This is a genomic window from Klebsiella sp. BIGb0399, from assembly GCF_003752615.1.
Taxonomy (GTDB): domain Bacteria; phylum Pseudomonadota; class Gammaproteobacteria; order Enterobacterales; family Enterobacteriaceae; genus Klebsiella; species Klebsiella lignicola.
This window is the reverse complement of record NZ_RKHT01000008.1, coordinates 391,683-409,319: the sequence shown is the minus strand read 5'-3', so window position 1 is coordinate 409,319 and position 17,637 is coordinate 391,683. Positions and strand designations below refer to the sequence as shown.

Below are 17,637 nucleotides of genomic sequence, written 5' to 3'. Positions count from 1 at the left end.
ATAACGCATCTTATTTTGCGACAGAGGATGATCCATCCGCATGCCACTGGAAGACACCAAACTCAAATCCCTTCAAATCGCCTTTTTCGTCCCAATTCAGCGGCCCAATCACGGTTTTCGCCCCGTGAGCTTTCAGATCTTTAATTAAGTCCAGCGGCTCCTGGCTCTTACTTCTGTCCATTGCCTGGGCTAACGACTGCACGGCAGCGTAGGTAATCCAGACATATGGGCCACTCGGATCTTTTTTCTCTGCTTTCAGCGCCTCGACGATAGCGCTGTTCGCCGGGTCCTGGTCGTAGCGTTTCGGCATTGTCACCAGCATGCCTTCTGCGGCTGCACCGGCGATGTTAGACAGCGATGCGTTACCCACGCCTTCCGGTCCCATAAACACGGTTTTCAGGCCCACGGAGCGTGCCTGGCGCAGCATCTGCCCCATTTCCGGGTAGTAGCCACCGTAGTAAACGAAATCGATATTCTCTTTTTGCAGGCGGGCCAGCAGCGCCGAGAAGTCTTTCTCACCGGCGGTAATGCCGTCGAAGAAGACAATGTTGGCATTGGCTTTTTTCAGGCTATCCTGGACGGAACGCGCCAGGCCTTCACCGTATTGCTGTTTGTCGTGGATGATGGCGATGCGCTGCGGCTTCACTTTTTCCAGAATGTATTTCGCGGCGGTCGGCCCCTGAGAAGAGTCCAGACCGGCGGTGCGCATGATGTACTGGTAGCCGCGCTGCGTCAGTTCCGGGTTGGTGGCGCCCGGGGAGATCATCAGAATGCCTTCATCTTCATAGATATCAGAGGCCGGCTGGGTGGAAGAAGAGCACAGGTGACCGATGACGTACTGGATGCCTTCGTTAACAATTTTGTTCGCTACCGCGACGGCCTGTTTCGGGTCGCAGGCATCGTCAAATTCAACGCCAACCAGCTTATCGCCCTTAATGCCGCCCTGGGCGTTGATGTCTTTGATTGCCTGACGCGCGCCGTTGAACTCCATGTCGCCCCACTGAGCGACCGGACCGGACATCGCGCCGACAACCGCAACTTTAATATCTTTGGCCATAACCGTGTGCGACATCGCCAGTGCGACAAATCCCGCAATAATCGTTTTCGCGTTCCTGTTCATGCTGCAGAACCCCGTTCGTGATGTGGTGTATACCCGTCATACTTCAAGCTGCATGAGTGTTGGCTGTACTCGTTCACCCCAGTCACTTACTTCAGTAAGCTCCTGGGGATTCTCTGCGTCGCCGCCTTCCTGCAACTCGAATTATTTAGGGTTTATATATTTTGTATTTTTATGGTTAAAAAGCATTCTGTGCTTTTATTAAACAACGCTACTTTTACCATTGTCTTTAAGGGTTTAGCGAAGTTTTTACCTGATTTTAGCGTAAAATCTCTATATTTCAGGCTATTAAGCGAAGATAATATTCTGAAATAAGTCGAAGATAAACAAAAAAAGTCCCGTTCCCAGCATAATATAACGATACATAAGGCGGAATAAAACGCTGCACATTAGGTTAAAATTCTGCTTATTTTTCGATCCATGACGCATTGCGCTACTCTGATTACCTCAGGAAAACGAATCCCCTAATGAACAGGAAAAAAACAGCACCCTGCCTGACGGCAAATTTGGGTACACTGACTCCTTCATTTTGACGGGGCAAGCTGTGCATGAAACTGACCATTATTCGATTACCGCTCTTCGGCGAACAGGATCGCATCGACTTAGGGAAAATTTGGCCGTCACAGGATCTCGACGCGATCCCGCTGGACGACCATCACCGGGTTTACGCCGCCCGCTTTAACGAGCGCCTGCTGGCTGCCGTGCGTGTGACGTTAAGTGGCGATGCCGGCGAGCTCAGCGCGCTCTGCGTACGCGAAGTCACCCGTCGACGCGGCGTCGGGCAGTATTTAGTGGAAGAGATCCTGCAGGATAACCCGGAGATCGGCCGCTGGCGGGTCAACGCAGCCGGCGTAGAAGACAAGACGGTGATGTCGGCATTTATGCAGGCGCTGGGCTTTAGCGCACACCAGGACGGCTGGGAAAAACGTTAAAAACATCCCGGATGGCGGCGCATCGCGCCTTATCCGGGCTACCAAAAGCAGACACCTGTAGCCCGGTATGCGCAGCGCCACCGGGGAAAGCGTAAACCACCCTCCCGGTTATCCCCGGGAGCTTACATCAGTAAGTGACCGGGGTTGAGGAGCGCAGCCAACACACCTGTAGCGTGAAAGGCTGTCAGCTTATTTAACCAGGAATTTCATGCTACAGGCAGGCGGCAAACGTCGAAATCCCCGGGAGCTTACATCAGTAAGTGACCGGGGTTGAGCAGCGCAGCCAACACACCTGTAGCGTGAAAGGCGAAGGTTAAATTATTTGGCGTCGGTGGCGGTGCCATCCGCGTGCCAGGTAAACACGCCGAACTCGAAGCCTTTCAGGTCACCCTTCGCATCCCATGACAGCGGCCCCATCACGGTATCAACCGAGTTTGCCTTCAGGTATTTCACGATTTCTGCCGGGTCTTCGGACTGATTCAGACCAGCGTCCAGCGACTGGATTGCCGCATAGGTGGTCCAGACGAACGCGCCGCTCGGATCCTGTTTTTTAGCTTTAATCGCGTCAACAATCGGTTTGTTCGCCGGTACCTGATCGTAGTTCTTCGGTTTCGTGACCAGCATGCCTTCAGCGGACTGACCGGCGATGTTAGACAGAGAAACGTTGGCCACGCCTTCCGGTCCCATAAACTGCGTTTTCAGGCCGGCGGCACGAGACTGGCGCAGAATCTGCCCCATTTCCGGGTGGTAGCCACCGTAGTAAACGAAGTCGATATTTTCTTTCTTCAGACGCGCAACCAGCGTGGAGAAGTCTTTCTCACCGGCGGTGATACCGTCGAAGAAGACGATGTTCGCGCCGCCTTTCTTCAGGCCATCCTGTACCGCGCGGGCCAGGCCTTCACCATACTGCTGCTTGTCGTGAACGATAGCGATGCGCTGCGGCTTCACTTTCTCGATAATATATTTTGCCGCCGTCGGACCCTGGTCAGAATCCAGGCCGGTGGTACGCAGAATCATTTTATAACCACGCGCGGTCAGCTCCGGAGCCGTCGCCGCTGGCGTAATCATCAGAATGCCTTCGTCTTCATAGATATCGGATGCTGGCTGGGTAGAAGAAGAGCATAAGTGGCCGATAACGTACTTAATGCCATCGTTGACCACTTTGTTGGCAACCGCTACCGCCTGTTTCGGGTCGCAAGCGTCATCATATTTAACGATCTGCAGCTTATTGCCTTTGATCCCGCCTTTGGCGTTGATATCAGCAACCGCCTGCTCGGCACCGGTAAACTCCTGGTCGCCATACTGCGCTACCGGACCAGACATCGCGCCAACCACGGCAATTTTGATGTCTTCTGCCAGCGCGGCATTGCTCATAATCAAGGCGATACATCCTGCCAGTAACGCTTTACCCTTCATGTTCATCCTGAGGCTCCCCATTATTATGGTTTTTGCATTTGTTGTGATGTTGTTTGTTAGCGCATTATTCTAATTTGAGTCATAAGAAAAGCATATGACGCCTATTTTAAGGTCTGCCGCCTGCGCTTTTGCAGCACACTATGCTAAACATACCGTCATTCAGGAGAATTTGAAATGACAAAATTGTGGGTTATGTAACAGATAAGTGACAAATAAAAAACCGCGCCAGGATCAACCGGACGCGGTGGAGTCAAGACGCCAGATTACCAACCGGCGGGCAGGTAGCCCAAAGCGGAAGCAATTGCGTAAACGGCGCTACAAAGATACAGCAACACAATGAAGGTCTGGATAAACGGATGGGTTATCGCCGCCGGACACACCCAGCCCGGGGTAATATCCCCACGCTGGCGAGCACCTTTGAGCATCAGAATCGGCATGATGGATAAAATCACCCCGCTAAACACCCCGGCGAAATAGAGCGCATTCACAAACGACACCATTCCGCTGTAGGCCAGAACAAATGGCGGAACCGCCACCACCACCAGCACCATCAGGCGCTTAAGCGGCTGTTCGTCGTTCCCGAGGCGGAACTGGTCGAAAATATTGGTCAGGAAACTGCCCCCCAGGCCCCAGTAGGAAGTCAGCATGGCGCACAGGGCAAACAGGTTGGCAGAGAAAAAGGCCCACTCACCGAGCGCCCGTCCCCAGGAGATGGTCGCGACATCGGAAATATTATCCAGGCCATTGAGCGCAATCACCGATAGCGGAACCAGCGCCAGCAGAACAAAGGTCAGCCCCATCCCGACCATAATGGCCTTTGGCAGCTTCTCCGGCTTATCGGCGAAGCCACGGGCCATTTCCGGGACAATATATTGCGCCGAGAAACAGAAGGCGACGACGTTGAACACCGGCACCATGTAGAGCCAGTTACCGTCGAGCAGATAGCTGATCTGGGTCGTATCTTTGAGCAAGGTGGCGGCAACCAGCACGGCAATCATCACCACCATGCCGATACTAATAAACTTCTCGCCGCGACCAATCGCTTTCAGCCCCAGATAGAGCACGCCAGCCGCCGGGATAAAAAACAGCACGCTGCCGAGCGCCGGGGAGATGCCGAACAGCGAATGCAGCAGCTTGCCGCTGCCGGTCATATAGGCGGTCAACGCGCCGACGCTGTTCACGCACACGGACAGGAACATCATCAACGCCCCGAAGCGCCCGACATAGCGGTGCGACAGTCCGCTAAGCTGCAAATGTTTGCGGGTACGCAGGGTCGATTCGGCGACATAAAGCATGGTAATGGTGGTCAGGCTGCCGACGATGATCAGCCAGAACAACAACGGTAGAAAACCGGCCTTACTGGAGGCATAGGCGATGGACAATACCCCGGCACCGATGTTGGTCCCGACGATCATCGACACCCCTTCAACGAAGCTGAGGGACTTTGCAGGTACAGCAGTACGTTCCCGGTTCGTCAGAACCGAGGAAAAGGTGGAATTTTCAGACATAATATTTTCCGTTTTATTCCGGCGATCTGCGCCGCCGGAAAAAAGGTGATATCAGGGTGATAAACCACTGACGCTGAGTAAAACCCCTGTGCGGCATCCTGTTTTATTCGGCTTCCCTGCCGCCGCACAGGCGTGTGGCGTGTTATCCCTTGAGGATACGCGCCAGAATATCCAGCGCTTTAGTAAACTGCGCGTCTGGAATAGTTAACGGGTACAGGAAACGAATCACGTTGCCATAGATGCCGCAGCTCAGCAGCAGCAGACCATTTTCCTGGGCTTTTTGTTGGATCTGGCGGGTAAACTCTGGTGACGGTTCGCCGGTCTGCGGATCGTTAAACTCCACGGCCACCATCGACCCTTGACCACGAATATCAACAATCGCCGGGCAATGTTGACGCGCCTGCTGCAGCACCTCTTTCAGATGGCTGCCGAGTTGCTCCGCGCGCTGGCACAGCTGCTCTTCGTCAATCACATCGAGGACCGCATGGGCTGCCGCCACCGCCAGTGGGTTACCGGCATAGGTGCCGCCAAGTCCACCCGGCGCCGGCGCATCCATTACGTCGGCACGGCCAACGACGCCCGAGAGCGGGAAACCGCCGGCGAGGCTTTTCGCCATCGTCATCAGGTCCGGTTTCACATCGTAATGCTGCATGGCAAACAGCTTGCCGGTACGCGCAAAGCCCGTTTGCACCTCATCGGCAATCAGCAGAATGCCGTGGGTATCACAGAGCGCACGCAGCGCCTGCATAAACTCTGGCGGTGCAACGTTAAACCCGCCTTCGCCCTGAATCGGCTCAAGGACAATCGCTGCCACCTGGTCCGGGCCAATATCGGCTTTAAAGATGCGCTCCAGGCTCTTCATGGCGTCAGCCGTGGTAATTCCATGGGCGGCATTCGGGTAGACCCCGTGATACACCGAGCCTGGGAACGGCCCAAAACCGATTTTGTACGGTGCGACCTTGCCGGTCAGCGCCATGGTCATAAAGGTACGACCGTGGAAACCGCCACCGAAGGTGATCAACCCCGGGCGGCCGGTGTAGGCGCGGGCAATCTTCACCGCGTTTTCTACGGCTTCAGCGCCGGTGGTGAAGAACGCGGTTTTTGCCGGGCCATCGATCGGTGCCAGCTCGTTAATACGTTCGGCCAGAGAGACATAGCTTTCGTACGGGACAATCTGATACGCGGTGTGGGTAAAAGCCTGCAGCTGCTGTGCGACGGCCTCAACGATTTTCGGGTGACGATGGCCGGTGTTGAGCACGGCAATACCGGCAGCAAAATCGATCACCTCGTTGCCTTCCACATCCCACAGCGTGGCGTTTTCTGCTTTCTCAACAAAGTAGTTGCACATTACGCCTACGCCGCGCGGCGTCGCCTGCTGGCGACGTTGATTCAGTTCTGAACTTTTCACCCTCGAATCTCCTGTCATGTGTGTCACGTTATCGCAACAATTTCGAAACTATGTCGTTTATTTACACAGGAGTTGGCCCTATAATCGAGTACCAATTTAGATTATCTGAGGGATCCAATTGCGTTCACTCGTCGGCGACCTGGTGCTGGTCAGATTGCAGGAAGAGTCAGACCCACTCCTGCATAAACGCTTATATAACGCGGTCCGCCGCTCGATTCTGGACGGTTCTTTACCGCCCCACAGCCGCCTGCCACCCTCGCGAGATCTGGCCGGGGAACTCGGCGTTTCAAGAAACACCATATTAACAACTTATGAACAACTCCTGGCGGAAGGATATGTTATCTCCCGCCGGGGAAGCGGTACATTTGTCGCAAAAATAGGCCATGATGCCTCGCATTCTGTTGATAAAACCGATGTAAACAGCAGCACCCCGGCACCGACGCCCTACCTATCCCGTCGCGGTCAGCGTCTGCTCACGCACGTCAGCGCCAGCCCGCGCCAGTGGGGAGCTTTTATCCCCGGCGTGCCGGACGTCAACGCCTTTCCCCATCCGCTGTTCAGCAAGATTCAGGCCCGCATCAGCCGCCGCCCGAAGCCTGAGCGATTGAGCTACAGCTGCAATGGCGGCACGCCGGAATTGCAGCAGGCGCTTGTCGAATACCTCAGGGTATCCCGAGGTGTGCATTGCCAGGCAGATCAAATTCTTATTACCGAAGGGATCCACCAGGCGATTGACCTGGTGACGCGCATGCTTTGTGACAGCGGCGACCTGGCCTGGGTGGAAGAGCCATCCTACTGGGGGATACGCCACGTGCTGGGAATGAATGATGTGCGGATCGAGCCGGTTACCGTTGATGCCAACGGCTTGTGCCCTCCGGAGACGGTTGAGGAGGCGCCGCACCTGATTTTTGTCACCCCGTCGCATCAGTATCCGCTGGGGGCGGTGATGACGCTGGCGCGCCGTCAGCGCTTGCTGGCACTGGCTCGTCAGCACGGCAGCTGGATCGTCGAAGACGATTACGACAGCGAGTTTCGCTTTTCCGGCCAGCCAATCCCGGCGCTGCAGGGGTTGGTCGCCGATGCGCCGGTGGTCTACATCGGCACCTTCAGTAAGACCCTTTATCCCGGGCTACGGCTAGGCTATGTGGTGCTGCCGCGACCGTTGATTGGCGATCTTAAAAACGCCCATGCCGAGCTCTACCGCGGCGGCCATTCGTTGATTCAGATGGCGCTGGCGGAGTTTATTAATGCCGGTCACTACTCCGCCCATATTCGCCGCATGCGCCTGCTTTACAGCCGCCGCCGCGCCTGCCTGACGGAACTCATCCAACGCTACTGCAACCCGCAGGCGCTGTCAGATTTCAGCGATAATGCCGGTCTGCATCTGATCCTCAATCTTCCGGACGAAGCGGACGATGTGGCGATCGCCAAAATGGCCAATGCCCGGCATATTCTGGTGCGCCCGCTGTCGCGCTACTACCTGACGGCCCGGCGTAAAAAGGGATTGTTGATGGGGTTTGCCAGCCTGCCAGAGACGCAAATGGAGCCGGCATTCCAGGTCCTGCTGGAGTGCCTGCAGACGTTATGTCCCGAGGTGCTGGCCAATGGAGATGGTGCAGAAAAACAAAACGCCCCAACGTAATGTGGGGCGTTATCAGGTGCCTGCGAAGAGGCGGGTGTTCACACGGTCGCGTTATGCTTCGATAGCCATACGCAGTTTCTTCATCGCGTTCTTTTCCAGCTGGCGTACACGCTCAGCCGACACGCCGTAACGATCGGCCAGTTCCTGCAGCGTCGACTTGTTGTCTTCGTCCAGCCAGCGGGCGCGGATGATGTCCTGGCTACGCTCGTCCAGACCCTGCATCGCATCGGTCAGCTTGTTGGCCGCCTGCTCTTCCCAGTTATCATCCTCAATGCCGTCGGCAAAGTTAGAGGTTTTATCCTGCAGATAGAGCACCGGAGCCATCGGCTGGCTATCGGACTCGTCGTCCGACGACATGTCAAAGGTCATGTCCTGCGCCGCCATACGGGATTCCATCTCACGCACGTCTTTGCTCGACACGCCCAGCTCGCGGGCCACCATTTCGACTTCATCCTGGTTAAACCAGCCCAGACGCTGCTTGGTTTTACGCAGGTTAAAGAACAGCTTACGCTGTGCTTTGGTTGTTGCGACTTTCACAATACGCCAGTTACGCAGGACATATTCGTGAATTTCAGCCTTGATCCAGTGCACGGCGAAGGAAACCAGACGCACGCCCACTTCCGGGTTGAAACGACGCACGGCTTTCATCAGGCCGATGTTGCCTTCCTGAATCAGATCCGCCTGCGGCAGGCCATAGCCCGAGTAATTACGAGCAATATGAACAACAAAGCGCAGGTGAGACAGAATCAGCCTTTTCGCTGCTTCCAGATCGCCCTGGTAATGCAGCTTTTCAGCAAGCTCCCGCTCTTCATCAGCCGACAACATCGGCCAAGTGTTCGCAGCCCGGATATACGATTCCAGGTTACCAACGGGGGCTAAAGCTAAAGTTTGCATATCTTTGGTCATTCAAATCCTCTCAATCGATATCGTCTGGCGCGGTGGCTTCCCATCACATGGGCAACAAACATGCCAGCATTTATGAGCAACGAGAATATCACCCACATTAGTATCAGACAGTGATTTTATCCACAAGTTCCATGCAACGATGTGAATAGATTACGCACAAAATGTGACATGGATATGAAGCGTAGGGAAGAGACAACAGGGACTCTTTCCCTGCAGAGAGACATTCATCAGTGCAGGGAAAGATTATACCAGACTTTTTTTAATCGGGGGTAAAGTGACGTAAATGTTGGACGGTAGCCAACCAGGCCGCAACCCAGCCAATCATCGAGCAGACGATCAGCATCAGCAGACACTCGTCGAAGCCTAAACCGCTGAGCTCAAATTTCGTCCCGAACACCTGCGCCACTTCGGTCACCGCTGACGACAGACGCATCACCATGATTTCCGACAGAATCAGCGATAAGAAGGCACCACAGAAGCCCAGCAGCGCCCCGCCGTACAGGAACGGACGCAGGATGAAGCCATCAGTCGCCCCGATCAGCTTCTGCACGTTAATAGTATCGCGGCGCGCAAAAATGCTCAGACGCACGCTGTTGCCGATCACCAGGAACACGGCGGCAACCATTAACACGCCAATCAAGGCTGATACGCGACCCACTAAGCCGGTTAAGGAAGAGAGGCGCGCGAACCAGCTGTCGTCCATACGCACTTCATCAACGCCCTGAATACGCGTCACCCGATCGCGTAACGTATTCAATGCCTCGGTTCCCTGGAAGTCCAGCTTCGGCACCACAATCGCCACCGCCGGCAGCGGGTTCTCTTCCAGCATATCCAGCGCACCGCCAAAGCCAGACCAGTTGCGGAACTCCCCTAGCGCTTCATCACGCGACAGGTAGTTAACCTTCTCAACGCCTTGCTCAGCTTGCAGCTGACCGACCACCCGCGCCGCCGCATCGTCATCCAGCGTTTTCTCGAGATACACGGTGATCTGCGGGGTAGGATAATACTGCGCTGCCGCGGTATTGACGTTTTTGTACACCATGTAGCAGACGCTCGGCAGCGTCAGCGAGATGGCGATAACCATGATCGTCAGGAAGGTCGCGAGCGGCGTGCTTTTCAGATCCTGAACCGCGCCATGCCAGGCATAGCGAACCTGTTCGTTAAAGACGTTGCTCTTACGGGAAGCCGGGGCTGGCGTCGCTTTGGGCCGCTTCGGCGCATTGCGCCCGCCACCACCGCCCGCACCAGCACCGTTACGCAGGCGATCGAACCTGTTGCCGAACTGGCGAATTTGATTTATTGCGTCACGCTTATTCACCCCAGTGGCCTCCATGCATATGACCGTCGCTCAGGGTCAGCATGCGATACGAGCGGCTGGAGATCAGCCCCAGGTCGTGCGTCGCCATCAGAACCGTTACCCCTACGCGGTTGAACTCCTCAAACAGACGTAAAATCCCTTCCGAGAGCGCCTCATCGAGGTTACCGGTAGGTTCGTCCGCCAGCAGCACCGCTGGCTTATTCACCACCGCGCGGGCAATCCCTACGCGCTGCTGCTCACCACCGGAGAGTTGGATGGGAAGGTTTTTCGCTTTGTCCAGCAGCCCGACTTTATCCAGCGCCGCTGACACGCGGCGACGAATATCATCGCCGCTGGCGCCGGCAATAATCAGCGGGATAGCCACATTATCAAACACCGTACGATCCATCAGCAGGTGATGGTCCTGGAAAATCATGCCGATCTGGCGCCGTAGGAACGGCACCTCCCGGCTCTTCAGACGGCTAATATCATGGCCGCCGAATAAGATTTTCCCGGCGCTCGGCCGCTCGATACCGCAGATAAGCTTAAGCAGGGTACTTTTCCCCGCGCCGGAGTGGCCGGTCAGAAATGCCATCTCGCCCGACTGCAGGTGAAAGTCCACCCCCTGCAGCGCTTGTCTCCCACCGAGATAGGCTTTGCTGACTTGTTCAAAGCGAATCATGATTAATCCTCTCGGGCAAAAAGTGCCTCAATAAAGTCGCCCGCATTAAACGGACGCAGATCCTCAATACGTTCACCGACGCCAATGTAGCGAATCGGAATACCAAACTGGTCGGCGACGGAGAAGATAACGCCCCCCTTCGCGGTGCCATCCAGTTTAGTCAGCGTAATACCGGTCAGTCCAACGGCTTCATGGAACAGTTTGGCCTGGCTAATGGCATTTTGCCCGGTGCTGGCATCGATGGTCAGCATGATCTCATGCGGCGCATCTTCATCCAGTTTTTTCATCACGCGGACGATTTTCTTCAGCTCTTCCATCAGATGCGATTTGTTCTGCAGACGGCCGGCGGTATCGGCAATCAGCACATCGACGTTGCGCGCCTTCGCCGCCTGAATGGCATCGAAGATAACCGATGCGGAATCCGCGCCGGTATGCTGGGCAATGACCGGAATGTCGTTCCGCTGGCCCCAGACCTGCAGTTGCTCGACCGCCGCGGCACGGAAGGTATCGCCCGCCGCCAGCATGACCGATTTACCCTGCTGTTCGAACTGGCGCGCCAGCTTGCCGATGGTGGTGGTTTTGCCAACGCCGTTGACGCCAACCATCAGAATAACAAACGGTGTTTTCCCTTCAACATTCAACGGCTCATCGACTTTCGCCAGGATGCCGCCCATCTCTTCTTTCAGCAGGCCATACAGCGCTTCTGCGTCGCGCAGTTGCTTGCGGCTGGCGCCTTCGGTGAGATTGGTAATGATCTTGCGGGTCGTTTCCACGCCAACATCGGCAATCAGCAGCTGCTCTTCCAGCTCTTCAAACAGATCATCATCGATTTTTTTACCGCGGAACAGACTGATAAATCCGGAACCGAGGTTCTGTTTGGTTTTAATCAGGCTGCGTTTCAGTCGGGCGAAGAAGCCCTCTTTGGTCGGTTTTTCCTGCTCCTGCTGGACAGGTTCTTCCGCCTGGGTCTCTTCTTCTTCGTGGTCGGCATCAACAGGCTGTGACGCCAGCGCCAGGGCTTCCAGTTCTTCATCAGACAGCGCTGGCTCAGGCTCGATGACCGCATCGTCGGCAACGCTGACGTCCGGCTCAGCCATCACCTGTTCCGGCGCGAGGTCGGCTACTGCTTCCGCCACAACCGGCTGGGCAAGACTCGCCTCAACCAGCGGCTCGGTAACAGTAACGTCTTCAACCCGAGGCGCTTCAACCACAGGCTCTTCAACCACAGGTTCTTCGACAACCACGACTGCTGGCTCTTCAACCACCGGAGCTTCAACAACCTCGACTGCTGGTTCTTCAACCACAGGTTCTTCAATCGCAGGTGCTTCAATCACAGGTTCTTCAATAACCGCGACTTCTTCAACCACCGGCGGCAGCTCGCGCTCAACCACCTGCTCAGTGACCTCCACGACGTCAGCTGCAAAGGTCTCCGGGTCCGCTTTTTCTACCGCAGGTGCGTTAACCGCATCCGCTTCTGGCGTCGCAACCGTCTGCTCAGGCAGCGTCTCTGTCGGATGCTGCCCGACAACCTCGTCCTGCCCTTCTACTTTTTGTTCGCTTTCGGTTTCCTGCGCCTGTTCTTTTTGTCCAAAGCCCAGCCAGGAAAAGAAGCCACGTTTTTTCTCTTTTGCCATTTGCGACGACACTCCCGCTGTTTATTCATGGCACAGCTTCGGCATATCACGCGCGGAAGCTGAAAAATGATGAAATTAGTCGGATAGTCTATCACTTAACTTAACTCGCATCACCGCCCCCGGATTAAGGTTTCGTCATCCGCGTTCGATCGCTAGAATAGCGGGCTGAAAGTGGAGACCTGAGCAAAGAGATGAAGAAACCAAACCACGCAGGCAGCGGCCAGATCCGCATTATTGGCGGACAATGGCGAGGCCGAAAATTACCGGTGCCGGAGAGCCCGGGTCTGCGCCCGACCACCGACCGGGTTCGCGAAACCCTGTTTAACTGGCTGGCGCCGGTCATGGCGCAGGCGCACTGCCTCGACTGCTTTGCCGGCAGCGGCGCCCTGGGGCTGGAAGCGCTCTCGCGCTATGCGGGAAGTACCACGCTGCTGGAAATGGAGCGCGGCGTCGCCCAACAGCTGCAAAAAAACCTGGTAACGCTGAAAGCGGCGAACGGCAAGGTGGTCAATACGAATACGCTCACCTACCTGAATCAGCCCGGCACGCCGCACCAGATCGTGTTTGTCGACCCGCCGTTCCGCAAAGGACTGCTGGAAGAGACGCTGCGCCTGCTGGAAAATAACGGCTGGCTCGCCGATGAAGCGCTCGTCTACGTCGAGAGCGAAGTCGAAAATGGCTTACCGCCGGTGCCGGTCAACTGGCATCTGTATCGTGAAAAAGTGGCCGGACAGGTCGCCTACCGTCTCTACCAACGTGAGGCACAAGGAGAAAATCATGCTGATTAATTTTGGCCGCGTGCTGATGCTGTGCGTGTGGGCGTTTTTGCTGTTAAACCTGTTTCAGCCTTTCCCGAAACCGCTGAATATTTTCGTTAACGTCGCGCTGATCTTTATGATCCTGATGCACGGCCTGCAACTGACGCTGCTGAAAGCCACGCAGCCGAAAGACGCCCCGCCGCTGGGACGCTTTGAGCAGGTGCGCATTTTTGTCTTTGGCGTGTTTGAACTGGTGGCCTGGCAGAAAAAGCTCAAGGCCACGCTGCGTAAGAAGTGACAGACCGGCTCAGGGTTCTGGCGTAAACGCGACAAACCTTGAGCCCTGATAGCTCAGCATCCCCCGGTCGCCGACGCTCAGCGCATGATATTGCGCGGCCTCAAGCCGAAAATTGACTTCCAGCCCGCCGGTCTCTGGCCGGAAGCTGGCCTCATAGCGAATATCGCTGCCGGCAGGCGCCACGGTCTGCTGGCGCGAACGGCGATCGTTGATCACCTTTTCCCGCTTGTTACTCACCACCACCCGCTTTTGCAGTACGGGCGCGGCGTCATTATTCATATTTTCCCGTCGCTGCTGCACATAACGCAGCGAGGCGGCCACCACAATAATGGCGACGACGACGATAAAAAACAGCGGTACCTTACTCATTCATCTAACCCATAAGAATTCTCAGGAATAAGCATACCGCGCCTTGATTAACATTGTCATCTGCCGCTCCGAACCACTACACTAGAATTCAGTACCGTCAATACACCAATCACTTAATAATAACAGATACAAGGACTTACTATGCTTTGGTCGTTTATTGCTGTCTGTTTCTCCGCGTGGCTTTATGTCGATGCATCCTATCGCGGCCCCACGTGGCAACGCTGGGTTTTTAAACCCGTCACCCTGATCCTGCTGCTGCTGCTCGCCTGGCAGGCACCGATGTTCAATGCCATCAGCTATCTGGTGCTCGCCGGACTGTGCGCGTCGCTGCTGGGCGATGCGTTAACGCTGCTGCCACGCCAGCGGATCATGTATGCGGTCGGCGCCTTTTTCCTGTCGCACCTGCTCTATACCATCTGGTTTGCCAGCCAGATGACAATGTCATTTTTCTGGCCGCTGCCGCTGGTCCTGCTGGTTATCGGCGCGCTGCTGCTGGCGGTGATCTGGAGCCGGCTTGAAGAGCTGCGCATGCCGGTGTTTACCTTTATCGGTATGACGCTGGTGATGGTCTGGCTGGCCGGCGAACTGTGGTTCTTCCGCCCGACGGATACCGCACTTTCTGGCTTTGCCGGGGCGTCATTCCTGCTGCTCAGCAATATCGTCTGGCTGATCAGCCACTATCGCCGCCGCTTCCGCGCCGATAACGCGATTGCTGCCGCTTGCTACTTCGCCGGTCACTTCCTGATTGTCCGCGCTCTGTACCTGTAATTAATCGCTTGACTCTGGAGTCGACTCCAGAGTGTATCCTCCGGGTAATGAGAAAATTATCATTACCCGGAGGGTCTCATGTCGACTCCAGAAGCTCAGGATAAAAAAGTCCCGCAATTCTCGTCATTCAAATTAAAGCCGGTGACTGCGCAGGCTGACAACTGCTGCACGGAGTCCACCTGTGCCACCGCCACGCCGCCTGAAAGCACGCCTTTAAACGAAGCTCGTTACCGTTGGTTAGTCGAAGGGATGGACTGCGCCGCCTGCGCCCGCAAGGTAGAAACTGCTGTGCGCCAGGTCGAGGGCGTCAGCCAGGTTCAGGTGGTGTTTGCCACCGAGAAGCTGCTGGTGAACGCCGATGGCGACGTCCGCGAGCGCATTGAAAGTGCGGTACGCGCAGCAGGCTATACGCTACGCGATGAAAGCGCCCCGGCGCCGAAAGTCTCACGTCTGCGCGAAAACCTGCCGCTGGTAACGCTGCTGCTGATGATGGCGCTGAGCTGGGGTCTGGAACAGTTCAACCATCCGTTTGGCGAGCTGGCGTTCATCGCCACCACCCTCGTGGGCCTGTGGCCCGTCGCCCGCCAGGCCGTGCGCCTGATCCGCAGCGGCAGCTGGTTTGCCATTGAAACACTGATGAGCGTTGCCGCCATCGGGGCACTGTTTATCGGCGCCACCGCCGAGGCGGCGATGGTGCTGCTGCTGTTTCTGATTGGCGAACGCCTTGAAGGCTGGGCTGCCAGCCGCGCCCGCCAGGGCGTGAGCGCGCTGATGGCCTTAAAACCCGATACCGCCATTCGCTTGCGCAACGGTGAACGGCAAACCGTCGCCCAGCGCGATCTGCGTCCCGGCGACGTGATTGAAGTGGCCGCCGGCGGCCGTTTACCCGCCGATGGTCAACTGCTGACACCGTTCGCCAGCTTCGATGAAAGCGCCTTAACCGGCGAATCCGTTCCGGTCGAACGTCGCTCTGGCGAGCGCGTAGCGGCAGGCGCCACCAGCGTCGATCGATTAGTGCAGCTGACGGTGATGTCCGAGCCGGGCGACAGCGCCATTGACCGTATTCTGAAGCTGATTGAAGAGGCCGAGGAGCGTCGGGCGCCGATTGAGCGGTTTATCGATCGCTTCAGCCGGGTCTATACGCCAGCCATTATGGTCGTCGCCCTGCTGGTGGCGATTGTCCCGCCGCTGTTCTTCAGCGCCGCCTGGCTGCCGTGGATCTACAAAGGCCTGACGCTGCTGCTGATCGGCTGCCCCTGCGCGCTGGTGATTTCCACCCCGGCGGCAATTACCTCCGGACTGGCGGTCGCGGCCCGGCGCGGGGCGTTAATTAAGGGCGGTGCGGCACTGGAACAACTGGGGCGGGTACGCCAGGTCGCCTTTGACAAGACCGGGACGCTGACCGTTGGCCAGCCGCGCGTCACCGCCATCATCGCGCTGAACGAAGAGGATGAAAACAGTCTGCTGGCGCTGGCGGCAGCGGTAGAGCAAGGCTCCAGCCATCCTCTGGCGCAGGCGATTGTGCGGGAAGCGCAGCAGCGCCAGCTGGCGATCCCTTCGGCCCGCAACCAACGCGCGCTGGCAGGCTCCGGGATTGAAGCCGACGTCGACGGCCAGCAAATCTTGATTTGCGCGGCGGGTAACGGCAGCGCGCCGCAGCATGAGGCGCAGATTCAGCAGTTGGAGAACGCCGGGCAGACGGTGGTGCTGGTACAGCGCGAGCAGGCGCTGCTGGGGATTCTGGCGTTGCAGGACACGTTACGGGATGACGCCCGTCAGGCGGTCGACGATCTGCATCGTCTGGGCGTCAAAGGGGTGATCCTCACCGGGGATAACCCACGCGCGGCGGCGGCGATTGCCGGAGAGCTGGGGCTGGCGTTCCGCGCCGGGCTGCTGCCAGCCGATAAGGTCACGGCGGTGACGGCGCTCAACGCCGAGGAGCCGCTGGCGATGGTTGGCGACGGGATTAACGACGCCCCGGCAATGAAGGCCGCGACCATCGGCATCGCTATGGGCAGCGGGACCGACGTGGCGCTGGAGACCGCCGACGCCGCCTTGACCCATAACCGGTTAACCGGTCTGGCGCAGATGATTGCCCTGGCCCGCGCCACCCACGCCAATATCCGACAAAACATTGCCATCGCGCTTGGGCTGAAGGGGATTTTCCTCATCACCACCCTGCTCGGATTAACCGGGCTGTGGCTGGCGGTGCTGGCGGATACCGGCGCGACGGTGCTGGTCACCGCGAACGCCCTGCGACTGTTACGTCAGAAGTAAGCGTCAAGCCCCGGGGGCGGCGCTTGACGCGCCTTGCCCGGGCTACAGGCTGGCGGATACCGGCGCGACGGTGCTGGTCACCGCGAACGCCCTGCGGTTGTTACGTCAGAAGTTAGCGGAAAGTCCCGGGAGCGGCGCTTGACGCGCCTTGCCCGGGCTACAGGCAAATACAGGCTGGTAGCCCGGACAGGTGCGCAGCACCGCCTCCGGGGCAGCCTGAAGCAGATCAGTGGCTTTTGCGGATCAGGTAACGGTACGGCAGCGCCTCGGTTTCCTGCGCCAGCAGCTCGTGTTCCATAAAGCGGCAAAACCCAGGAATATCGCGGGTGGTCGCCGGATCGTCGGCGATAATCAGCAACGTCTCGCCCACCGGCATCGTACGTACTGCCTTGCGCACCATCATTACCGGTTCCGGGCAGCGCAGACCCTGAGCATCCAGCGTGTGGTCAGGACTGGAGAAAAGTTCGGTCATTTTCATCTCACATCAACAAAACGGCCCTAGTTTACCCCCACTTTTGCGCCGCGCAAGTCAGGTTAACGTTTGCGCGAAAAACAACCGTTGCATTACGCACGCAACGCAGTATCATGCAGCCGTTTTTATTGGGTTCCCTCACCCCAACCACTA

General features: G+C 57.0%; 16 protein-coding genes. 6 read left to right on the top strand and 10 right to left on the bottom strand.

The features are described from left to right. Window positions 1–10 precede the first annotated feature (10 nt). On the bottom strand, window positions 11–1,120 hold the full coding sequence (gene livK, locus EDF82_RS20210) for a high-affinity branched-chain amino acid ABC transporter substrate-binding protein LivK (RefSeq protein WP_123757286.1): 1,110 nt from the start codon (window positions 1,118–1,120) through the stop codon (window positions 11–13). A gap of 545 nt (window positions 1,121–1,665) precedes the next feature. Between livK and panM the strand changes: the two genes are divergently transcribed. Beyond that, entirely contained in the window at window positions 1,666–2,049 is a 384-nt protein-coding gene (gene panM / locus EDF82_RS20200) for an aspartate 1-decarboxylase autocleavage activator PanM (RefSeq protein ID WP_123757285.1), read from the top strand. A 318-nt stretch (window positions 2,050–2,367) separates the two neighbouring features. Here the strand turns inward: panM and livJ are convergent, their stop codons facing one another. The 3 genes from livJ to EDF82_RS20185 form a co-directional block, all read right to left on the bottom strand. Next, the gene (livJ, locus tag EDF82_RS20195; protein ID WP_123757284.1) at window positions 2,368–3,471 is read right to left on the bottom strand and encodes a branched chain amino acid ABC transporter substrate-binding protein LivJ; all 1,104 of its coding nucleotides are present in this window, start codon (window positions 3,469–3,471) and stop codon (window positions 2,368–2,370) included. 257 nt (window positions 3,472–3,728) lie between these two features. Next, window positions 3,729–4,973, bottom strand: coding sequence for an aromatic amino acid transport family protein (locus EDF82_RS20190; protein WP_123757283.1), 1,245 nt, complete (start codon window positions 4,971–4,973; stop codon window positions 3,729–3,731). Between the two features lie 142 nt (window positions 4,974–5,115). Next, window positions 5,116–6,381: a 4-aminobutyrate--2-oxoglutarate transaminase gene (locus EDF82_RS20185; protein ID WP_123757282.1), complete on the bottom strand. Its 1,266-nt coding sequence runs from the start codon at window positions 6,379–6,381 to the stop codon at window positions 5,116–5,118. A 118-nt stretch (window positions 6,382–6,499) separates the two neighbouring features. On the opposite strand from EDF82_RS20185, the gene EDF82_RS20180 reads away from it, so the two are divergent. Then, the gene (locus EDF82_RS20180; RefSeq protein WP_123757281.1) at window positions 6,500–8,023 is read left to right on the top strand and encodes a PLP-dependent aminotransferase family protein; all 1,524 of its coding nucleotides are present in this window, start codon (window positions 6,500–6,502) and stop codon (window positions 8,021–8,023) included. Between the two features lie 51 nt (window positions 8,024–8,074). Here EDF82_RS20180 and rpoH read toward each other — a convergent pair whose 3' ends face one another. The 4 genes from rpoH to ftsY form a co-directional block, all read right to left on the bottom strand. Further along, on the bottom strand, window positions 8,075–8,929 hold the full coding sequence (gene rpoH / locus EDF82_RS20175) for an RNA polymerase sigma factor RpoH (RefSeq protein WP_123757280.1): 855 nt from the start codon (window positions 8,927–8,929) through the stop codon (window positions 8,075–8,077). 259 nt (window positions 8,930–9,188) lie between these two features. Beyond that, window positions 9,189–10,247 carry a permease-like cell division protein FtsX gene (gene ftsX, locus EDF82_RS20170; protein WP_123757279.1) on the bottom strand — a complete coding sequence of 353 codons (1,059 nt, stop codon included), beginning with the start codon at window positions 10,245–10,247 and terminating at the stop codon, window positions 9,189–9,191. Further along, window positions 10,240–10,908: a cell division ATP-binding protein FtsE gene (gene ftsE / locus EDF82_RS20165; protein ID WP_123757278.1), complete on the bottom strand. Its 669-nt coding sequence runs from the start codon at window positions 10,906–10,908 to the stop codon at window positions 10,240–10,242. Before ftsE ends, ftsX begins: the two co-directional genes overlap by 8 nt. A 2-nt stretch (window positions 10,909–10,910) precedes the next feature. Continuing rightward, complete coding sequence (gene ftsY, locus EDF82_RS20160; RefSeq protein ID WP_123757277.1) at window positions 10,911–12,542, bottom strand: signal recognition particle-docking protein FtsY; 1,632 nt, start codon at window positions 12,540–12,542, stop codon at window positions 10,911–10,913. A 191-nt stretch (window positions 12,543–12,733) separates the two neighbouring features. Here ftsY and rsmD point away from each other — a divergent pair, with 191 nt between their 5' ends. Together rsmD and EDF82_RS20150 are read left to right on the top strand one after the other, a co-directional pair. Then, window positions 12,734–13,330, top strand: a complete 597-nt coding sequence (rsmD, locus tag EDF82_RS20155; RefSeq protein ID WP_123757276.1) for a 16S rRNA (guanine(966)-N(2))-methyltransferase — start codon at window positions 12,734–12,736, stop codon at window positions 13,328–13,330. After that, on the top strand, window positions 13,320–13,598 hold the full coding sequence (locus EDF82_RS20150) for a DUF1145 family protein (protein WP_123757275.1): 279 nt from the start codon (window positions 13,320–13,322) through the stop codon (window positions 13,596–13,598). The genes rsmD and EDF82_RS20150 overlap by 11 nt, the downstream gene beginning before the upstream one ends. 9 nt (window positions 13,599–13,607) lie before the next feature. On the opposite strand, the gene EDF82_RS20145 is transcribed toward EDF82_RS20150, so the two are convergent. Beyond that, complete coding sequence (locus EDF82_RS20145; protein WP_123757274.1) at window positions 13,608–13,967, bottom strand: DUF2500 domain-containing protein; 360 nt, start codon at window positions 13,965–13,967, stop codon at window positions 13,608–13,610. A 141-nt stretch (window positions 13,968–14,108) separates the two neighbouring features. Between EDF82_RS20145 and EDF82_RS20140 the strand changes: the two genes are divergently transcribed. Both EDF82_RS20140 and zntA read left to right on the top strand, forming a co-directional pair. Further along, window positions 14,109–14,735: a lysoplasmalogenase gene (locus tag EDF82_RS20140; RefSeq protein ID WP_123757273.1), complete on the top strand. Its 627-nt coding sequence runs from the start codon at window positions 14,109–14,111 to the stop codon at window positions 14,733–14,735. Between the two features lie 78 nt (window positions 14,736–14,813). Then, window positions 14,814–17,012, top strand: coding sequence for a Zn(II)/Cd(II)/Pb(II) translocating P-type ATPase ZntA (zntA, locus tag EDF82_RS20135; RefSeq protein WP_123757272.1), 2,199 nt, complete (start codon window positions 14,814–14,816; stop codon window positions 17,010–17,012). 226 nt (window positions 17,013–17,238) lie between these two features. On the opposite strand, the gene tusA is transcribed toward zntA, so the two are convergent. Then, window positions 17,239–17,484: a sulfurtransferase TusA gene (tusA, locus tag EDF82_RS20130; RefSeq protein WP_123757386.1), complete on the bottom strand. Its 246-nt coding sequence runs from the start codon at window positions 17,482–17,484 to the stop codon at window positions 17,239–17,241. Window positions 17,485–17,637 lie beyond the last annotated feature (153 nt).